We start from the raw sequence: 17,746 nt of genomic DNA, 5'->3' as shown, positions 1-17,746 counted from the left end.
TGGGTACTTCTTGTAACGGGACTGACGGGATTCGAACCCGCAACTTCCGCCGTGACAGGGCGGTGCTCTAACCAGTTGAACTACAGTCCCAATTTTTATCCATAAACTAATATACTTGTTTTTGTATGTATTGTCAAGCTAAAATAGAAAAAATTCTAATATATAGAAAAATATTAGAATTTCTGAGTTTATTAGTAAAAATTAAAACTAGTTATTAAACTAAAACCATCAGTGAAAGCAGGCACAAAATAGAATACCAATATATAAATAAATTATATACTTAATTTTTCTTATGTTTCACTGATTGAGGTAATTAACAATTGTTTAGCATGATATATTCAAATTGTGATTAGTTAAATATTTATTAGAAATAAAATATTTAATTTATTAAATAACTTAATGTACCTATTGCTTTAGAATTTTATTATGAGTATAAGTCATAGTTGGACAATATATAAAGAGTTTCGTTTTGAAGCAGCACACATATTACCTCATCATAAAGGTAAATGCTCTCGTCTTCATGGACATAGCTGGGTAGGAAGAGTTTATATCACTAAAGATAGTTTGTATAGAACAGGTTCACAACAAGGCATGGTTATGGATTTCAATGATATTAATAACTATATTAATCCTATTCTGGAAAATTTTTTAGATCACTACTATCTTAATGAAACTACAGGCCTCGAAAACCCAACAAGTGAAGCTGTTGCAAAATGGATTTTTGAAAAACTTGAAAAGGAAGGACTTCCTGGATTAGAAATGGTAGAAGTCAGGGAGACGTGTACATCTGGTGCTAGATACACTAAAAGTATTAACCAATGAGAACTTGATATGGTGATATTTTAAAAAGCTTTTAGAAATTAATTTATTTACTCACCATAAAAATAATAATAAAATTAATTTCTAATACCTATCCAATAAATTTAATTTTTTAAACGTTGTTTATTACAATATGGCAGGCAAAGTATTTTTTGTAGGCTCAGGAGTATTTAATATATCTTACTTGACTCTTAGAGGATATTACTTACTATCTCATGCAGAAGTGGTAGTATATGATACTTTAATTGATTCAAGTTTACTAGAATTATTACCAATTAACTGTCTAAAAATTTATGTTGGGAAACGTGGAGGGAAACTAAGTACCCATCAAAAATATATTAATAATCTATTAGTAAATCATTGTTTATCAGGAAAACAAATAGTAAGACTAAAAGGCGGTGACCCTTCGGTTTTTGGACGTCTTGCCGAAGAAATACATGCTTTAATACAAACTGATTGTAAGTATGAAGTAATTCCTGGTATTTCTTCCGCATTAGCAGCTCCTATATTAGCTGGAATTCCAATTACTAATAAAAAACTTAGTCAATGTTTTACTATTTTGACAGGACATAATTTAGGTGTATTGAATTGGGAAACATTGGCTAAAAACGACACATTAATAATTCTCATGGGAATGAAAAATCTTAGTAAAATTATTAATAATTTAATAATTAATAATAGGCCTTCAAATGAATCCATCGCAATCATTTATAATTGTGGAAGTTCGAGGCAAATGACAATTACAGGCACATTAAGAACCATAGTCAATCAAATTCCAGATAATTATTCATCTCCAGCTGTTATTGTAATTGGAGAAGTCGTAAAAGCAAGAAATATGTCATCATCCTTCAACCTTCCTCTGGCAGATAAAACAGTAGTAATTACTCGTTCTCATGAGTCTTCTGGTCAATTCAAATTCCAGTTGCAAGAAGCAGGAGCGAATATTATTACACTTCCTGTCTTAGAGATTGTGCCACCTTCTTCTTGGAATAAGTTAGATATGGCAATTCAACAACTATCATCTTTCGACTGGTTAATTTTAACTTCAGCAAACGGAGTAAAGTTTTTTATTGAAAGATTACAGGAATTAGGAAAAGATATTCGTATTCTAAACAATATTAAAATTGCTGTTGTTGGTAGGAAAACATCTGATTACTTAAAAAATTTTTATTTGAAACCTGATTTTATACCTCCTAATTTCATTGCTGATTCATTAATTGAAAATTTTCCAGAGAATATAGATGGTAAGAAATTTTTATTTCCTCGAGTAGAGACAGGAGGAAGAGATATTTTATTAAAAGAGTTTATTAAAAGGGGAGCTAGTATTACTGAAGTTGCTGCTTATCAATCAATATGTCCTAAAAATATTAATAGTGAAATATGGGAAATATTAGAGAATAAACAAGCTGATGTAATTACTTTTACTAGTTCTAAAACCGTTAGACATTTTCATGACTTATTAAAAAAGATATCTCTTAATAATGAAGAAAAAAATATTCTATCTAAATTAGACAATGTTTACTTAGCATCTATTGGGCCTCAAACTTCAAAAACTTGTAATGATTTATTTGGTAGAGTTGATATTGAAGCAAAAGAATATACATTAGAAGGTTTAACCCATCAATTAATTGATTATTTCTCTTAATAAAGATTGTATAATTTTACCCAAAACATAAGAATATTAATTGATCTATGTTTTTATATCTTTTTATATTTACTACAATTCTAGTTTTCAATAAGTGCTTTCTTTTTATAGTAACTTCTCTTTGAATCTTAGTTTAAAATTAAATTATATTTTTTTCATATAATCTGATCTAATTTTTGCAAAGTTGAAATTTCTATCTAAATCATATTACTTTTTTATGTTATCTAAGATGATAAATACCTTATTCCACTTTAGACTGAATAAAAAATTAAAAAAGGTATTACTACTGCACTAATAAGTTACCTTTGTTTTTTATACAGCGATTGAATATTTAACTCTTTAATGATTTTATCTTAAATGTTGAGATTAATTTAAACTCAAAATAATAATTGAACTTTTAATGTTTATCCTGAGCATTAAATTCATATTCAAAAATATAAATTTTAATGGGATATTTTAGACTTTTAACAAGTTTTTTTTAGATAAGATATAGAATTTATTTTCTGTTAAATTACAATTTCATAGTTAATAGATAACAGCTTAATTAAATAAGCTTAATATTATTAATATTAGAGAAGTAAAGATTATGAAATCAATCCATATTGCAATTCCTTTTTGAGAGATTTTTTATATAAGTTATATGAAAAAAAATCCATGCAAATAAAAACATATTTCCACAACTAAATATAATTAGATATAGTATGGTCCATTCTTGAGTGGCCATAACGGCTATTAAACCGGCAATATTCAAAATAAGGCCTGGTACAAAAAGAAACTGAAAGATAGTTTTGTTTTTCGTTATTTGTTGCATTTAAGTTGTTTTCATATAAGTTATGTATGACTAGTTGGTATTTTTCAAATTTAGTAAAACAGATATGTTCAACAAATCGTGCAGTTAGAAAAATACCTAAAAAGCAAAGTTAGCCTGAATTTTAAGATTGCAAAACTCCATAGCGAATTTAATCTTAGAATAAAAATTGCTTCTATACATTTCTAAAAGATTTTTGTGAATATCATAACCGGCGACTATAACATTTTCTTTTGAATAGTAAATATAGTTACTTAATATTTTCTATCAAAGCGGGTTTTCGTGCATCGTTAAAATTTAAAAAAACTTTTTTTTGACAAGAAAATTTATATTCTGAATAGCAATTATAGATTCATGAAATTTACTAACATATTCTACTTTAATCATGTACGATATATCGAAATGATTTCTACTTCCGTAAATTAGAAAATTAGACATGAATTTTTAGTTATAAATAAAATATTAAGCCGAGTATTCCTGATTTTAAAAGTTTAGGAATATTCGGCTTGTAAAAAACTTGAAGCTTAAATTAAAACTTAGTTTACTTTAAAACAATCCTAGAGTTAAAGATTTATCGATAGGAAAGGTTGCACCTATACCTAACCATAATGCTATAGCTGTTCCAAAAAGGAATACAGTAGAAGCTACAGGACGTCGGAAAGGATTTTGAAACTTATTTACGCTTTCAATAAAAGGAATGAGCATTAAACCTAAAGGAATAGCTGCTTGACAAGCAATTCCTAATAGTTTGCTAGGAAGGATCCTTAAAATCTGAAAAACAGGATATAAATACCATTCAGGTAGTATTTCTAAAGGTGTAGCAAACGGGTTGGCTGGTTCTCCAACTAAAGCTGGATCAAGAACGGCTAAACCGCTTATCAAACCAATAGTTCCGAAGATTACTACTGGAAAAATATAAAGTAAATCATTTGGCCAAGCTGGCTCTCCGTAATAATTATGTCCCATTCCTTGGGCTAGCTTAGCACGCAATTTAGGATTGCTTAAATCTGGCTTTTTCTCGATGGCCATTTAATTAATTCTCCTTATTAGTATGAATAATGGATTAATGGATTAGTAATACTTTCTTCTGAATATTAACAATCAGAATTAAATCATCTAAAACTTCTTGGTAGTTAATTGTTTCTAATTAACATTTTTAGACTTAGAATTACAAAGGACCAGAAATTCCTTGTTTACGAATCATTAAAAAGTGAGCTAACATAAATACTGCAATCAACCAAGGGAAAACAAAGGTGTGTAAACTATAGAAACGAGTAAGTGTTGCTTGTCCTACACTCTGTCCTCCTCTTAATAGTTCTACCAATGAGTCTCCTACTACTGGAATAGCTGCTGGTACACCAGAAACAATTTTCACTGCCCAGTAACCAACTTGATCCCAAGGTAAAGAATAACCTGTTACTCCAAAAGAAACTGTAAGTACAGCCATAGTAACTCCTGTTATCCAAGTTAATTCACGAGGTTTTTTAAATCCACCTGTGAGATATACTCTGAAAACATGCAATATCATCATTAAAACCATCATACTGGCTGACCAACGATGGATAGAACGGATCAACCATCCAAAGTTAACCTCATTCATGATGTATTGGACTGAGTTAAATGCTTCAGCAACACTAGGCTTATAGTAGAAGGTCATTGCAAAACCAGTAGCAAACTGGATGATGAAGCAAACTAAAGTAATTCCACCAAGACAATAAAAAATATTAACGTGGGGTGGAACATATTTGGTAGTAATATCATCAGAAATAGCTTGTATTTCTAAACGATCATTAAACCATTGATAAATTTTAGAATCTGTAACTTGTTTAGAGAACATTGAAACTATAATCCGTTATCAAATAGAAGATAGATAATTGGCGTTTGAGTGATTCACTGTGCTGTCTCTTAAGTATTCTAGCTAAGATTTAAACTTTAGCAGACACAATGTCTTATTAAGAAATTTAACATAATCATTGCCTTCACTCCAATATAATTTACATTATTGTTAAAGAATTTTTAGTTTGTCAAAGCTGAAAACCTAATATATATAGTGTTAATCTTTTTATAAAGTTAAATATATAAATTAAATATATAAATTCTATAGTTGTTATTTAATATAATTTACTACCGTAGACAAAAAACTAACTTGAAGATATTTTGTTAGTTTTATGAAATTTTTTAGAAAACAGCGTTGAGTTAGATAACCTTTATATCAGTTAATTTTTTCAGTATTTAGAGAAAAAAATTAATTTCATTTTGAAAATTCTATCCTATAAGAGTCAGAATATGATAATAATTTCATATCAAGATTGAAGACTAAATACTCTCCTTAAGTCATGATATTTTACTAATAGCTTATTACATCTCAGGAAATATTGAAGTTATTTGCAGAATAATTATGATGAATCCTCCGAATTCTTATAATCGGAGGGATTCGAAAAATTATGAAGCTATAGCAACGATTAAACTATATATTGTTACCAAAAACTTGATTTTTTACTGCTTCGAATTCGGAAAGTAACTCTTTCCTATTAGATGATTTCCAAAGATAACGCCAAGTAAACCAAAGTGTATAGCCTAATCCAATTATTTGTAATAAAGGAGCTAATAAAGGAACATCATCAATAGCCCCTAAAACAGCAATCATAATCTTGATACTAATGAAAGATAGAATCAATAAACCAAGGGTAGTTAGTGGCTGTTTGTACTCGCTAAAGAAATGCCCAACATATTCGGGGACCTTAGCAAAAATATCTATCATAGGAGTTAACCATTCCTGCCAGGGTTGATTACCTAGTGAAAAGGATGGGGTAAGACTCCCTGTTGTTTCAGTATTTAAGTCTTTTGGGTCTGTTTGCTCTTGAACATTGAATTCCATATCTGCTTTATCCTTTTCAAAATCTAAGAAGTGAATATTGTAAATGCCAAAAGACATCACACTATAAAATAGATTGCCTGACTGTGCTTATGTTGTAAGACACCTCTAATGGGTAGGTCTTTTTAAGTACAGACAAGACAATAATAAACATTTTTATTGGATTTTAAAACCTTACAAAATAATTTAGACAAATATCTATTAACTCTCTAGTGTTTAGTGAGATAATGTTACATTAATTAACGAAATATAGTTAATTTTTGTTCCTCTTCAATTTCAATCTATAGTGTCTCGATTAGTTAGGAACAGTAAATTTCACAGGAATTATTTGGACTTTCAGTTAACTTAACCTTATGTAGTACAACTCCTAAATTTTTAATTGGTTCTTTTAGCAATTGAGCAATATAAAGAGCAATATTTTCAGCTGTAGGAATAGTTTGAACAAAATACGGAACGTCTTTATTAAGAAAAGTATGGTCAAATGGTTCTACAATATAATCATTAACTATATTCTGTAAATCTTCTAGATCAACAATCATTCCAGTACGTTCATCGATATTACCAGTTACGGATACATCAAGAAAGTAATTGTGTCCATGTCCATGAACACGAGCACATTTCCCGTAGATTTTTATATTTTCTTCTAAACTAAGGTTAGGAAGAGCTAAGCGGTGTGCTGCACTAAAATGAACTTGGGTAGTTAATGTTGCTTGCATATTATTTCCTCGATATTCAGCCCATAATCTGGGATGCTCAAACAACTTAATATTGATAATTGGCAGATGTGGATATAAACGTTCCCAGATTATCCTAGCAATATTTTCGGTGGTTGGTAAAGCATCACCAAATTCTTGGCATATATTATTTAAATAAGAATAGTTAAATTGATCGGTAATTTGCTGTTTAATTATTTTTTTAATCAAAGAAAGATTTTCTATCATTCCATATTCATTTATTCCTCCTTCAAGTGAAACAAACAAAACGTAATTATGCCCATGACCTGGGAAAAAGCTATTAGCTCCAAATTGTTCTTCATTTTTAGTCATACTCCATTCTGGTAGATAGTATCGATGACTAGCACTAAATTCAGCACGACGGTTGATAACACATTTCATGGTAAATGTTAGAAAAATTTAGTAAACTTTCTCATATCTAGTATAAATCGTTTTAACTTGTTTCTTAGGATATAAACTAGATATGATTTGAAATATATTATTTTTGTAACTTAATAGAAAATAATAATTCTGACATAATTATCAAAAAAGGTTATAACATTACGGTGTCTAATTTTTAAAGATTATCTTAGTATTCTGATTATTCAAGCTTAAATTTTCTTGCTATTAACTTAGCAAAAAAAAATTACAATTTTAATAGCTTAAATAAAGTATAAAAATGTTTATTATACTTAAATTTTTTTATGACTTATTAGCGTAGCAAATAGTCATAAACTAGTACAATTATCAATATTACTAATATTTTTGGTACACATAATGCCTAACGTAGAAATATATACATGGAGTTCTTGCCCTTTTTGTATTCGGGCTAAGGCTCTACTAGATCAAAAGAAAGTAGAATTTATTGAGTACTGTATTGACGGGGATGAAACTGCTAGGGCTCAAATGACTAAAAGAACTCAAGGAAAAAGTAGCTTACCTCAAATTTTTATTAATGATAAGTTTATTGGAGGTTGTGATGATTTATATTCTATGGAGTTAACGGGAGATCTAGATAAGTTATTAGCAGAGTAGGTAAACTAATGAAGTTAGCATTTATTATTGATCCTATTTCAAAACTTGAACCAAATCATGATAGTACTGTCGCCATGATAGAGGCATCTCAAGATTTAGGACATGAGGTATGGATTACCGAAATTAATAAACTTAGTATTATTAAAGGGAAAGCTTGGGCAAAGATGTCCCAAATAAAGGTTAATCCAACGTTTTTTAGAGAAAAACAAAAACTTAAAAATTATTCTTGGTATGAGATATCCTCAATAGAATTAATATGTTTAGATACTATGAATGTAGTTTTTATGAGGAAAGATCCTCCTGTTAACATTCGTTATCTCTATGCAACATATATTTTAGATATGATTAATCCTATGAATACCTTAGTTCTTAACTCACCTAGAGGATTAAGAGAAGCTAATGAAAAGATATATGCTTTACAGTTTCATCAGTTTATGCCAGCAACTATAGTAAGTAAAGATAAAGAAGCCATCCATAATTTTGTAGATACATATAAGATGGCTGTTTTAAAACCTTTAGGAGGTAAAGCTGGAGAAGGAATTTTAATTTTAGATTTGAAGGATCCTAATCTGAATTCAATTATTGAAATTAGTACATACCAGGGACAAGAGCCCGTAATGATACAGCAGTTCCTTCCTGAAGCAAGATATGGAGATAAACGAATTATCTTATTGAATGGTGAACCTATAGGAGCAGTAAACAGAGTACCTACTGGCAAAGAATTTAGAGGTAATATGGCTGTTGGAGGAAGAGTTGAAAAGGCAAAAATTAATTCTCAAGAGTACAATATATGTAAAACTTTAGGAGAAAAACTACGTCAAGATGGTTTATATTTTGTAGGAATTGATGTGATAGGTGGCTATCTTACTGAAGTAAATGTTACCAGTCCCACTGGTATTAGGGAGATTAATAATCTTGATCAAAAAAATTTAGGCCAAGAAGTCATTGAATGGGCAGTATCTCAATAAAAAATTGTAATTAATGTATTGACTTTGAACTATGACTTTACTTTCAATTCCAACATGGATGATTCACATTGCCAGCGTAACTGAATGGATAATTGCTATCTGGCTTGTATGGACTTATGCAGAAGTAAGTAAAAGGAACTATTGGAAGGTACTTTCATTTGCCATGTTACCTTCATTAGCTAGTGCTGCATGCGCATGTATTTGGCATTTTTTTGACAATCTTCCATCTTTAGATTGGTTGGTAACTATACAAGCAACATTAACCTTATTAGGTAATAGTACTTTATGCCTTGCTGGGAGACATATTTTTCGTCATTCTACTTCTCAATCTATCGCTAAACCTAATACGGAATTAAGCAAATTAAGTTAATTTATCTATCAATGATAAATATACGATGTACTCTAATTTTACTAAGTTTTAAATAGTCAGATAATTTATCATGCTATCTACAGATACACTATTTTTATTATCTTTGTTTCCATATCTTGGTTTTTTGTGGTTTTTAACATATGTAAAAGAAACTCCAAGGTTAGCATTAATCGGTTTTTATTGTTTATTAATTTTTGTTGCTATAACGGTTCCCTCTGGTATTTTCGCAAAAATGGTATATAAAGAAGAATTAGCTAATATTGACTGGCTACATGGAGGAGCTGAATTATTTCTCACATTGTCCAATACTTTAGTTGTTTTTGGATTTTATGAAGAAATAATTAAATATAGAAGTAAACAAAAGTAGAAATCATTACTCTTGTTTATTTTAACAATCAAATTTAAAGCTATTTAACCTTTCTTTTTATACATAATTAATAAATATATTTATGTTCTTATATTGAATATGTTTCTTTCAAGCTTATCTAAATAACAGAAAATTTAAGCTTGATTACGTAAAAAGAAAAATTTCTTAACTTAACTAATGATAATTAATTCAAGAAAAATCTATTAGTCATTTTATTATTACATCATGATTAATTAATGTAATGCTATCCTGTACTAAAAAGAAATACTTATCCAATAAGTTCCATATGAAAACAGTAAAAACTTTAACAATAGAAATTTTCAAACATTCTAAAGTATTAGCATCTTTAGCTTTATCTGGATGTTTGTTTACTTTATTTCCGAATCTTTCTATGGCTAATGGAAATTCGGGATTAGTTATTTTTAGTGGTATAGAAAATCGTAGTGACATTTTAGAATATAAGCTTGATTTTAATGGGCGTCCTAAATTTTATGGTGAACGTATGAGATTACGTGTGCCAAAAAAAAAATTAACTCAAGGTGTTAGTAAATTCTTTGTATCTTATCTTAAAGATCCAAAGTTTGATGGTAAATTTAATACAAAGTCAGTAAATGTTCGTGTTGATGGCAAGTCTATTCCAATTAGAGAAATTTATTGGGATAGAGAAAGTCGTGTACTGGAAATTGATCTAGAGAAAGATCTTGAAGCAGGAAGTTCAGTTGAACTTGTATTTTCGAATCTTAAAAATCCTAGTTCTGGTACTTATTATTTTATTTGTGATATTTTAACATCTGGACAAATTCCACTTAGAGTCTATGTTGGTACTTGGATAGTTTCTTTTTCTCGCACCTAAATATTATTATAAGCAGCGCTTTTAAAACTTTGAAACAAGTAAATTTCTTTAGAAGCGCTTTTCGTACTTGATGCGAAATCCATTAAGAGCATAATCATAAGAAAAACGTACATAACCCTTATTTTCAACCTCATATATAGTTTCCAAAAAAGGAACAAGTCGAAAATCTGCACTATTAATGACCTCATTTACAGATGATTCTAAATCATAAATAAAACTTTGAAATACCATCGGCAAGGCTAATTGAACAATTCCAAATTGTAATAATTGCTCTGTATTTTGATTTTGTAATTCTTCGGCCAAAACCAAAAAATGTTCTCCTAATAAACGAACAATTTCTCCTTGAGATCGTGGTGGATTGCTTGTTAAATTAATAACAGGATTGCTTAATAATTGCTCTCCTACTGCTCCTTTTGTCGTGATAGCTTGTAGACAGATACTAGCAGTTTCTAGATCTCTTTCAGATAGATGAGTAGTATTTTGAATCGGCTTAAGTAAATTATTTATTTGACAAACTTGATTTATATCCTTTCCTAGATTTGGGATTAGCTGAGATAGAGGGCCATCAAGAGATAAATCGATATCAATTCTTTGTACTTTACTTAAACTATCATCAGGAATTTCAGTAGTATCACCTGTACGAAAGTTTCTAGATGTATCAGGAACTTCTGAAACGATAGCTCTCATTGCGATATCTAAGCTAGGATTTAATAATCCTTTCTCTGGAACAAAAACAATTTTATTATCTTTTCTTCGCTCGACGAAAAAGCGAGTATCTAAAAAATTAACTAAGCCTTTATTGATAGTAATTTCTCCTTCCGGCCTTACTGAAGTAAAGTCTGTTAAAGATCCACTAAGCATAACGTCACCACCAAAATCAAATCTAAATAAAGGTAAAACTTCGATAAATAAATTTTCTAGGCTTAGTTGCAAATCTTGTAATTCAGGAATAAAAGAAATAAATTGATTGTTTGTATTATTTTGTCTCGATCTTCTTTTCACCCACTGATTAATTTGAGCAACAGTTTCCTCTTGATTCTCTATTTTTGTTGGTAAAAATATTTGTCCATCAATTAGTTTTATTTGACCACCAATAATTGGTTGAATAGCTGCACCTGTTATTGTCAATTCACCATCTACTATACCTTTGTAAAGTTCTTCTAACTTTATCTCTCCCTTGTCAATTGAAATAATCAAAGGGTTCTTTAAATTTTTTCGTGGTTGAAACAAGGGCAAAATACCACTGATTTTCAAGGTACTATCAGCAAAGTTACCTTGTATTTCCTTAACATCAATAATTTGTTTGTTAATTTTAATTTTTCCACTAACAGTTAATGGTTGAGATAGCATCTTACTCTGAAATACTGTTTCATTAAGAATGATGGAACCTCCTATACTTAAGTCTGATAATAACAACCCCTGAGATGCATCTAACTGACCTGTCGCTTGTGCATTAATTTGACCTTCTCCACTAGTTAAAAAGACTTGTTCATTTGTGATGATGCTTAATAATTGAAGTGCTTCTGTATCTAATTGAATATTAATATCGAATTCATTACTTTCTTCATAATTTATGAATGGAATATTAACAGATGTAAATATTATTGATGATTCATTAGTCAAAAGTTGAAATCGTGAATTTTCATAACTAAATTGCCCTTCAATAGTTGAATTTAATGACTGTCCCTGAAATGCAGCGTCTACAAAGGCAAATTTACCTTGGAGATGAGGGTTAAAAGTATTTCCAACAATAGAACCTGATGCATTCAATGCTCCTGTGGCATTTATTGGAAGATTAATAAAGTTTTTAATGGTATCAATTGAAAAATAGTTGACCTGCCAATTGGCATCAATTTCTTGCAAAGAAAACTTTCCATCTAGCCCAATACTAGTCCCATTAATTTGAATAAAAGCAGGATTAATATTTATAATGTCATTTGCAAGTTTGGCATTAATCAACACTTCGTTAATAGGAATAAATGATTGGCGTCGAATAATTAAACCTAAGGGATTTATTACATCACGATATGGCTCTTGAGAATGCCATTCCCAATTTTTACCTGTTAATGTGATATCCAATTTAGGATTACGTAAATTACCTCCTAGAATAATATTTGTATCAAAGTGTCCACGAATATCAAGTTCAGTAGGAACTCCCCATTTTTCTTTCTTATCGGCTAGATCACGTATCTCTTGATCAATAATAGCTAATAAATTAATTTGTTCTGCAATATTAGCATCAGCATTACCTATTGATTCGGGAATTTTTTCTGTTATATCTTGGTCATCAATAGGTTTGAGTTGAAATAAGTCAAGTAAACGTTCAATATTAAAAATCTTTAATGTAGCAAATAAGTCTTTTACTTGACCTTCTTTTACACTTAACATACCACTAATATCTTCTGATATTAAATTGATTGATACTTGTGCTTGATACAAACTTTTTTTCAAGCCTAAAGTAATACTTTGCAAATTAATAATATTATTTTTATAAGCTATATTGGCTTCCAACTGTGGTGTTTCAATAAAGTCGATACTGGGATTTTTAATTTTAAGTTTTCCTTTTCCCTCTAAAGTAAAAGGATTTATAACAATTTTCGTATCTAATAAACCTGAAGTGTAATTGGATATATTGTAGTTTTTACTAGATAGTATATTAAAAATGTTAAGTGGGAGATCTTTAACAGTAATAAATATATTGTCTCTTTTTAATTTACTCTGTATAGTTATTGATGTTTCTGAACCAAATTTTTGAAGCAATGTAAAGAATGATGGGAGATATGGTAAAGAACACTTTAACTGAATACATGGTTGCAAAGACATCTTAATAATATCTTCAGAGCCCTCTAAATCTACAAAAATGTTTTTCCCTAGAGGAATGTTAACTTTGCCTATTAGCAAAGGTTCAAAGATTTGCTCATTGATAGCAAAATCTTGAAGAATTAAATCTCCTAGTACTTGAAGATTTCCTTCAGATAGTATATCGGTTAACAATTTTTTTATAATTAAGGTTCCTTTAAATCTTCCGTTGCCTTTAAACTGTAATTCTTTGGTGAGAAGCTTTATTTTAGAAGAAACTGATGGAAAGAATTGATTTAAGTCTATTTTGTCAAAGATTGAGTTTATTTCTAAGGAAAGATAAGCGTCCATATCAGGTTTTGTAAATATGCTAGAAATAAAGATATCCCCAGTCGCATTCAAAGATTGTTTATATTTCTTGGATTGAATGATTATATTTTTAGCTTTGATTAGTAAATTTTCTTTTTTGTTAAATAAATTTGATATATCACCAGATAACATTGCTTGAGCGTTCAAATTAATAATATTGGTTTTTAGCGTGTTAGGAATGATGTTATTCAAAATTAATATTGGATTAAACTCAAATACATTAATTTTAGAATTCCATTTATTATCTTTTAAATAAGTTATCGTATTTACACTTCCTTTTCCTGCTATTAATTGCAAACTAATATTAGCTTCTGTACTAGTAAGATCAGGCTTTTCTCTAATTAAGGGTAATAGTTTACTTGAAATAGCTATTTGTCCTTTAACTTTATGGTCCGAAACAGATAAATCAGCAAGAAAATTATCTAGAGAAAAATTAGAAATTTGTGTTACCCCACGTATAGTGCCTTTATCTAAGTTACCTGTAATCTTAATGGGGTTATTATCTAAAAAAAACTCTATGTTAGCGCTTCCACTAAAGCTATCAATATTCGGATTCGTACCGAAGGAAGAAAGGAAAGGTTTTATATTGCCAGTAATGGTTATATTACTAGTGTTAGTTTGTAATTGATTAGGTAAAATAGGAACAGGAATATGAGAATTAAAAAAAAGATAGTTGGCTTTAGTAAAAGAAGTTAGGATACCATTTCTAATTTGTATATTAGTAGTTAAAGGATTATTCCCTAAAGACGTTTGAATAGTTCCACCAATGTTAAAATCCCTAATACCAGAAATTTTATTTTGAAATAAGTTAACAAGAGAACCATTAAAATTTATATTGCTTTGACTAATTTCCAAAGAGGTAGGTAAAAAAGAGAAATATTTGTTGAGTAGTAGATCTGAAAGAAAAATATTTCCTGATATATATTTTTTGGAAAATTTTGTTTTAATATATATTTTGCTATTTCCTATAACTAATAGGAGCCTTTCTATACTGTCAACACTATTGATAATAAAATTATCTAATCGACCTGTTAATCTAATAGTTCCTTTGCGTAAAGTTATAGGTTGAATTGTTAGATTTTTGGGGCATGTAATTAAAGTACAAGATAATTGTATCAGTGGATCAAAAGAAAATTGATTTGCAACAATTAGACTGCTCCATTTTTTGTTTTTTGTATTGCCTATTCCTACAAGCCGAAGATTTCCTTTACCAGAATTAAGTACTGTATCTTTGAGAGAAATATTTTCTCCGTCAAAATTTATTATTCCTTGTCCAGATAATTGTTGTTTTGTGGTTTTTATTATGTACGGAGAAAACCATATAATTTTCCCCTGGGGTTTTCCGATATTACCCTTAAATTCTCCATGGATTTTTAAATCACCAACTATAAGGTTTTTAGGCAACTGATAATAAGAACTTAAAATATTTTCAACCGGAAGATTCATTTGTAAGCCTAATAGCATAGGAGCTGTTTGCCAATCTATAAAATTATTTCCGTTTATTAAACTAAAAAAATTTATATAGGCTACTCCTGCTGCGAAAATATCTCCTCCTCCAATTGTCTGAATTTGAAGAAGCTTGAGATTAATTTGGTTTAAACTAGCCTTAAATATAATTTGGAAATTTTTAACAAAATTATTTTTAATTAATAGTGGTTCACTATTCTTAATTATCCCTGTAAAAATAGGATTTGTAATCTTACCAGTTAATTGTATTTCACTCTTTATATTTCCATATAATTTTGGTTGTAATTCATTAACAAGAAAATCTGAAAATTTATTAGTTAGAGAATAGCTAGAATTAATACGAATATCATAACCTTTTTGTAAATTAATAGAACCTTCGAGTTTTGTTATGGTATCTCCAAATAATATTTTAGTTTTATTCAACTTAAGTGTTTGTCCAATAACCTCAAGGCCTAGATATATATCTATTGGAGATTTTAAATTTTTAATTGTTGATATAAAATTGGTAACTTCTACTCTTCCTACTCCTTTAGTTTTTTCTATTTCTTTTAGTGAAGGTAAGGAAAAATTTAAGTCTGTATTTAGGAATCCGTTACTCAACTGAGTAGATAAATTATTGCCTAGAGCAAATAATTTATTTAAAACAAGTTTGTTAACTATTATTTTTGCTCTAGTTTTCCAAGATTTTATATTAGTAAGACCTTCAATATTAATTTCACTATCTAATGAGCTAATGTTTATAAAATAATTTATTTTTTGATAATCATTTGAGTTATATGTATATGACCATTCTCCATTAACATCAAATTTTGTTATATTTTCAAATTTATTAGGAAGTACAAAAACATTAACATTATTTAAATAAAGATTAGTCTTGATCTTTATAGGTAAATCCAATTTACCTTGTAGTTTCAACTCTGGCAGTGCAGCCCATTTTCCATATTTATCTTGGCTAATATAAAAGTTCGAATTGTTAAGGAAAATATCAATATCTAAAGTTTGTTTTATTAGAAAAGTAAAAAAGTTTATAGTAATAGTAGCATTCTGAATATCAATATAGTCTCCTCTATTTTCTGCTGCAGAAATAGATGAATTTCCAATCTGAACAGAATTGATGGAAAAACTTTCAATTAATCCAATTTTCACATCTCTTTCTAGAATTTTACTTAACCTAGATGAGATGATAAATGATAATTCATGATATATAAAATAGTTTGTTCCTTTGTAAAACAAAACTCCTAATGATATAACTACTCCTGTAGAGAATAAGACGAAAGGCTTTTTAAAAAAGTTAACTAGTCTTCTCCATCTTGATGTTAATTTTTGATGTCTAGACGCTTTTGAAAGTTTCTCAGGAGAGGTCTTAACCATGATTACTTCTCAGAGGTATTGTAAATACAAAAACTAACTTAGCACAATTTATCTTCATTTCCTTCTAGATTAATAGTTTGTTTTATGTAGCTTTTCATATTTTATTATATTCAATATTTTTAATATTAAAATTTGATCTAACAATTAATTATTTTAAGAGTTCTAAAAGATAAATATTTTCCGGCAAGCATTAGTATTTACTATTTTTTTATAAAAAAATAGTAAATACTAATGTCATTTAATTTAACTCTTGTTGGTAATGTTTTAAGAAGAAATAAAAGATTCTTTTCTTTTATTTCTTAAATCTAAATAGTTCCAAACGTTTTGTAATAGTTCTTTGGTTCCTATTTTCGTAACTGATGAAATAGTGAAAACTGGTGCACTGGTTAATCGATTTAATTGTTTTACTATTGCATCAATATTTTGTTGATTGCAAGCATCAATTTTGTTTAAAGCTATAATTTGAAAACGATCGTTGAGTCCTTTTCCATAAGCTTTTAACTCATCTTGAATAATTTGATAATTGTTAATAGGGTCCTCGGCATTGATATCTATTAAGTGAAGTAATAAACTAGTCCTTTCAATATGCCTTAGAAATTCATAGCCTAAGCCAATACCTTCATGAGCTCCTTCAATTAATCCTGGAATATCAGCAAAAACCGTTCCATCTCCTGAAGGTTTTTTTACTACTCCTAAATTAGGAGTCAGAGTAGTGAAGGGATAATCAGCAACTTTTGGACGAGCAGCAGATAAAGAAGATATAAGGGTTGATTTTCCAGCATTAGGCAACCCTATAATACCAACTTCTGCTAATAATTTTAATTCTAATCTTAGAACTTTATGTTCTCCTTCTAATCCAGGTAAAGCATTTTCAGGAGATCGATTTTGATTACTAAGAAAGTGTTTGTTACCAAACCCTCCTTTTCCTCCTCGAGCAACACATAAGATTTGTTTATCTGTTGTCAAATCTCCTAATATTTCTTCAGTTTCGAGATCATAAATCACGCTTCCGCAAGGAACTTGAATAATATTATCTTTTCCTGTTGCTCCTGTGCAATTATTTGGTCCTCCCCTTTTTCCATCATCAGCTTTAAAAGAATGTGAATAACGAAAATCGAGAAGAGTCTGTAAATTTTGTACAGCTTGTAAATAAACTGAACCTCCCCTACCTCCGTTTCCTCCAGAAGGTCCTCCTGCTGGAACATATTTTTCTTTTCGAAATGCTACGATACCATCACCTCCTGTTCCTCCTTCCACTTCAATTTCGGCTCGATCAATAAATTGCAT

The 17,746-nt window shown here is 29.2% G+C and carries 13 protein-coding genes and 1 tRNA gene; 7 read left to right on the top strand and 7 right to left on the bottom strand.

Annotated elements, in window-relative coordinates; all coding sequences use genetic code 11:
- Window positions 1-16 precede the first annotated feature (16 nt).
- Window positions 17-90: transfer RNA gene (locus tag LPC16_RS00070), tRNA-Asp, on the bottom strand.
- Window positions 91-426: 336 nt separating this feature from the next.
- On the opposite strand from LPC16_RS00070, the gene queD reads away from it, so the two are divergent.
- Together queD and cobA are read left to right on the top strand one after the other, a co-directional pair.
- Complete coding sequence (gene queD / locus LPC16_RS00065; RefSeq protein WP_229637290.1) at window positions 427-822, top strand: 6-carboxytetrahydropterin synthase QueD; 396 nt, start codon at window positions 427-429, stop codon at window positions 820-822.
- A gap of 130 nt (window positions 823-952) precedes the next feature.
- Window positions 953-2,464, top strand: coding sequence for a uroporphyrinogen-III C-methyltransferase (cobA, locus tag LPC16_RS00060; protein ID WP_229637289.1), 1,512 nt, complete (start codon window positions 953-955; stop codon window positions 2,462-2,464).
- Between the two features lie 1,354 nt (window positions 2,465-3,818).
- Here the strand turns inward: cobA and petD are convergent.
- The 4 genes from petD to LPC16_RS00040 all read right to left on the bottom strand — a co-directional run bounded on the left by petD (window position 3,819) and on the right by LPC16_RS00040 (window position 7,262).
- Window positions 3,819-4,301 (bottom strand): cytochrome b6-f complex subunit IV, encoded by a 483-nt coding sequence (petD, locus tag LPC16_RS00055; RefSeq protein WP_040054842.1) that lies wholly within the window; start codon window positions 4,299-4,301, stop codon window positions 3,819-3,821.
- A gap of 139 nt (window positions 4,302-4,440) precedes the next feature.
- Entirely contained in the window at window positions 4,441-5,109 is a 669-nt protein-coding gene (gene petB / locus LPC16_RS00050; RefSeq protein ID WP_012954334.1) for a cytochrome b6, read from the bottom strand.
- Window positions 5,110-5,739: 630 nt separating this feature from the next.
- Window positions 5,740-6,150 carry a CAAD domain-containing protein gene (locus LPC16_RS00045; RefSeq protein ID WP_040054856.1) on the bottom strand — a complete coding sequence of 137 codons (411 nt, stop codon included), beginning with the start codon at window positions 6,148-6,150 and terminating at the stop codon, window positions 5,740-5,742.
- Window positions 6,151-6,446: 296 nt separating this feature from the next.
- Window positions 6,447-7,262: a 6-pyruvoyl trahydropterin synthase family protein gene (locus LPC16_RS00040; protein WP_229637288.1), complete on the bottom strand. Its 816-nt coding sequence runs from the start codon at window positions 7,260-7,262 to the stop codon at window positions 6,447-6,449.
- 372 nt (window positions 7,263-7,634) lie between these two features.
- On the opposite strand from LPC16_RS00040, the gene grxC reads away from it, so the two are divergent.
- The 5 genes from grxC (at window position 7,635) to LPC16_RS00015 (ending at window position 10,453) form a co-directional block, all read left to right on the top strand.
- Window positions 7,635-7,895, top strand: coding sequence for a glutaredoxin 3 (gene grxC / locus LPC16_RS00035; protein WP_229637737.1), 261 nt, complete (start codon window positions 7,635-7,637; stop codon window positions 7,893-7,895).
- A gap of 8 nt (window positions 7,896-7,903) precedes the next feature.
- Window positions 7,904-8,863, top strand: a complete 960-nt coding sequence (gene gshB, locus LPC16_RS00030; protein ID WP_229637287.1) for a glutathione synthase — start codon at window positions 7,904-7,906, stop codon at window positions 8,861-8,863.
- 31 nt (window positions 8,864-8,894) lie between these two features.
- The gene (locus LPC16_RS00025; protein WP_040054846.1) at window positions 8,895-9,233 is read left to right on the top strand and encodes a DUF2499 domain-containing protein; all 339 of its coding nucleotides are present in this window, start codon (window positions 8,895-8,897) and stop codon (window positions 9,231-9,233) included.
- A 70-nt stretch (window positions 9,234-9,303) separates the two neighbouring features.
- Window positions 9,304-9,600 (top strand): DUF3593 domain-containing protein, encoded by a 297-nt coding sequence (locus tag LPC16_RS00020; protein ID WP_229637286.1) that lies wholly within the window; start codon window positions 9,304-9,306, stop codon window positions 9,598-9,600.
- A gap of 286 nt (window positions 9,601-9,886) precedes the next feature.
- A complete protein-coding gene (locus LPC16_RS00015) occupies window positions 9,887-10,453 on the top strand; it encodes a DUF2808 domain-containing protein (protein WP_040054848.1) in 567 nt (188 codons plus the stop codon).
- Between the two features lie 48 nt (window positions 10,454-10,501).
- On the opposite strand, the gene LPC16_RS00010 is transcribed toward LPC16_RS00015, so the two are convergent.
- Together LPC16_RS00010 and cgtA are read right to left on the bottom strand one after the other, a co-directional pair.
- Entirely contained in the window at window positions 10,502-16,459 is a 5,958-nt protein-coding gene (locus LPC16_RS00010; RefSeq protein ID WP_229637285.1) for a translocation/assembly module TamB domain-containing protein, read from the bottom strand.
- A 264-nt stretch (window positions 16,460-16,723) separates the two neighbouring features.
- The gene (gene cgtA, locus LPC16_RS00005; RefSeq protein WP_229637284.1) at window positions 16,724-17,746 is read right to left on the bottom strand and encodes an Obg family GTPase CgtA; all 1,023 of its coding nucleotides are present in this window, start codon (window positions 17,744-17,746) and stop codon (window positions 16,724-16,726) included.

The sequence above is a fragment of the cyanobacterium endosymbiont of Braarudosphaera bigelowii genome (assembly GCF_020885515.1).
Taxonomy (GTDB): Bacteria; Cyanobacteriota; Cyanobacteriia; order Cyanobacteriales; family Microcystaceae; genus Atelocyanobacterium; species Atelocyanobacterium thalassa_A.
The sequence above is the reverse complement of the archived record's forward strand: the minus strand, read 5'-3'. Positions and strand labels throughout refer to the sequence as shown.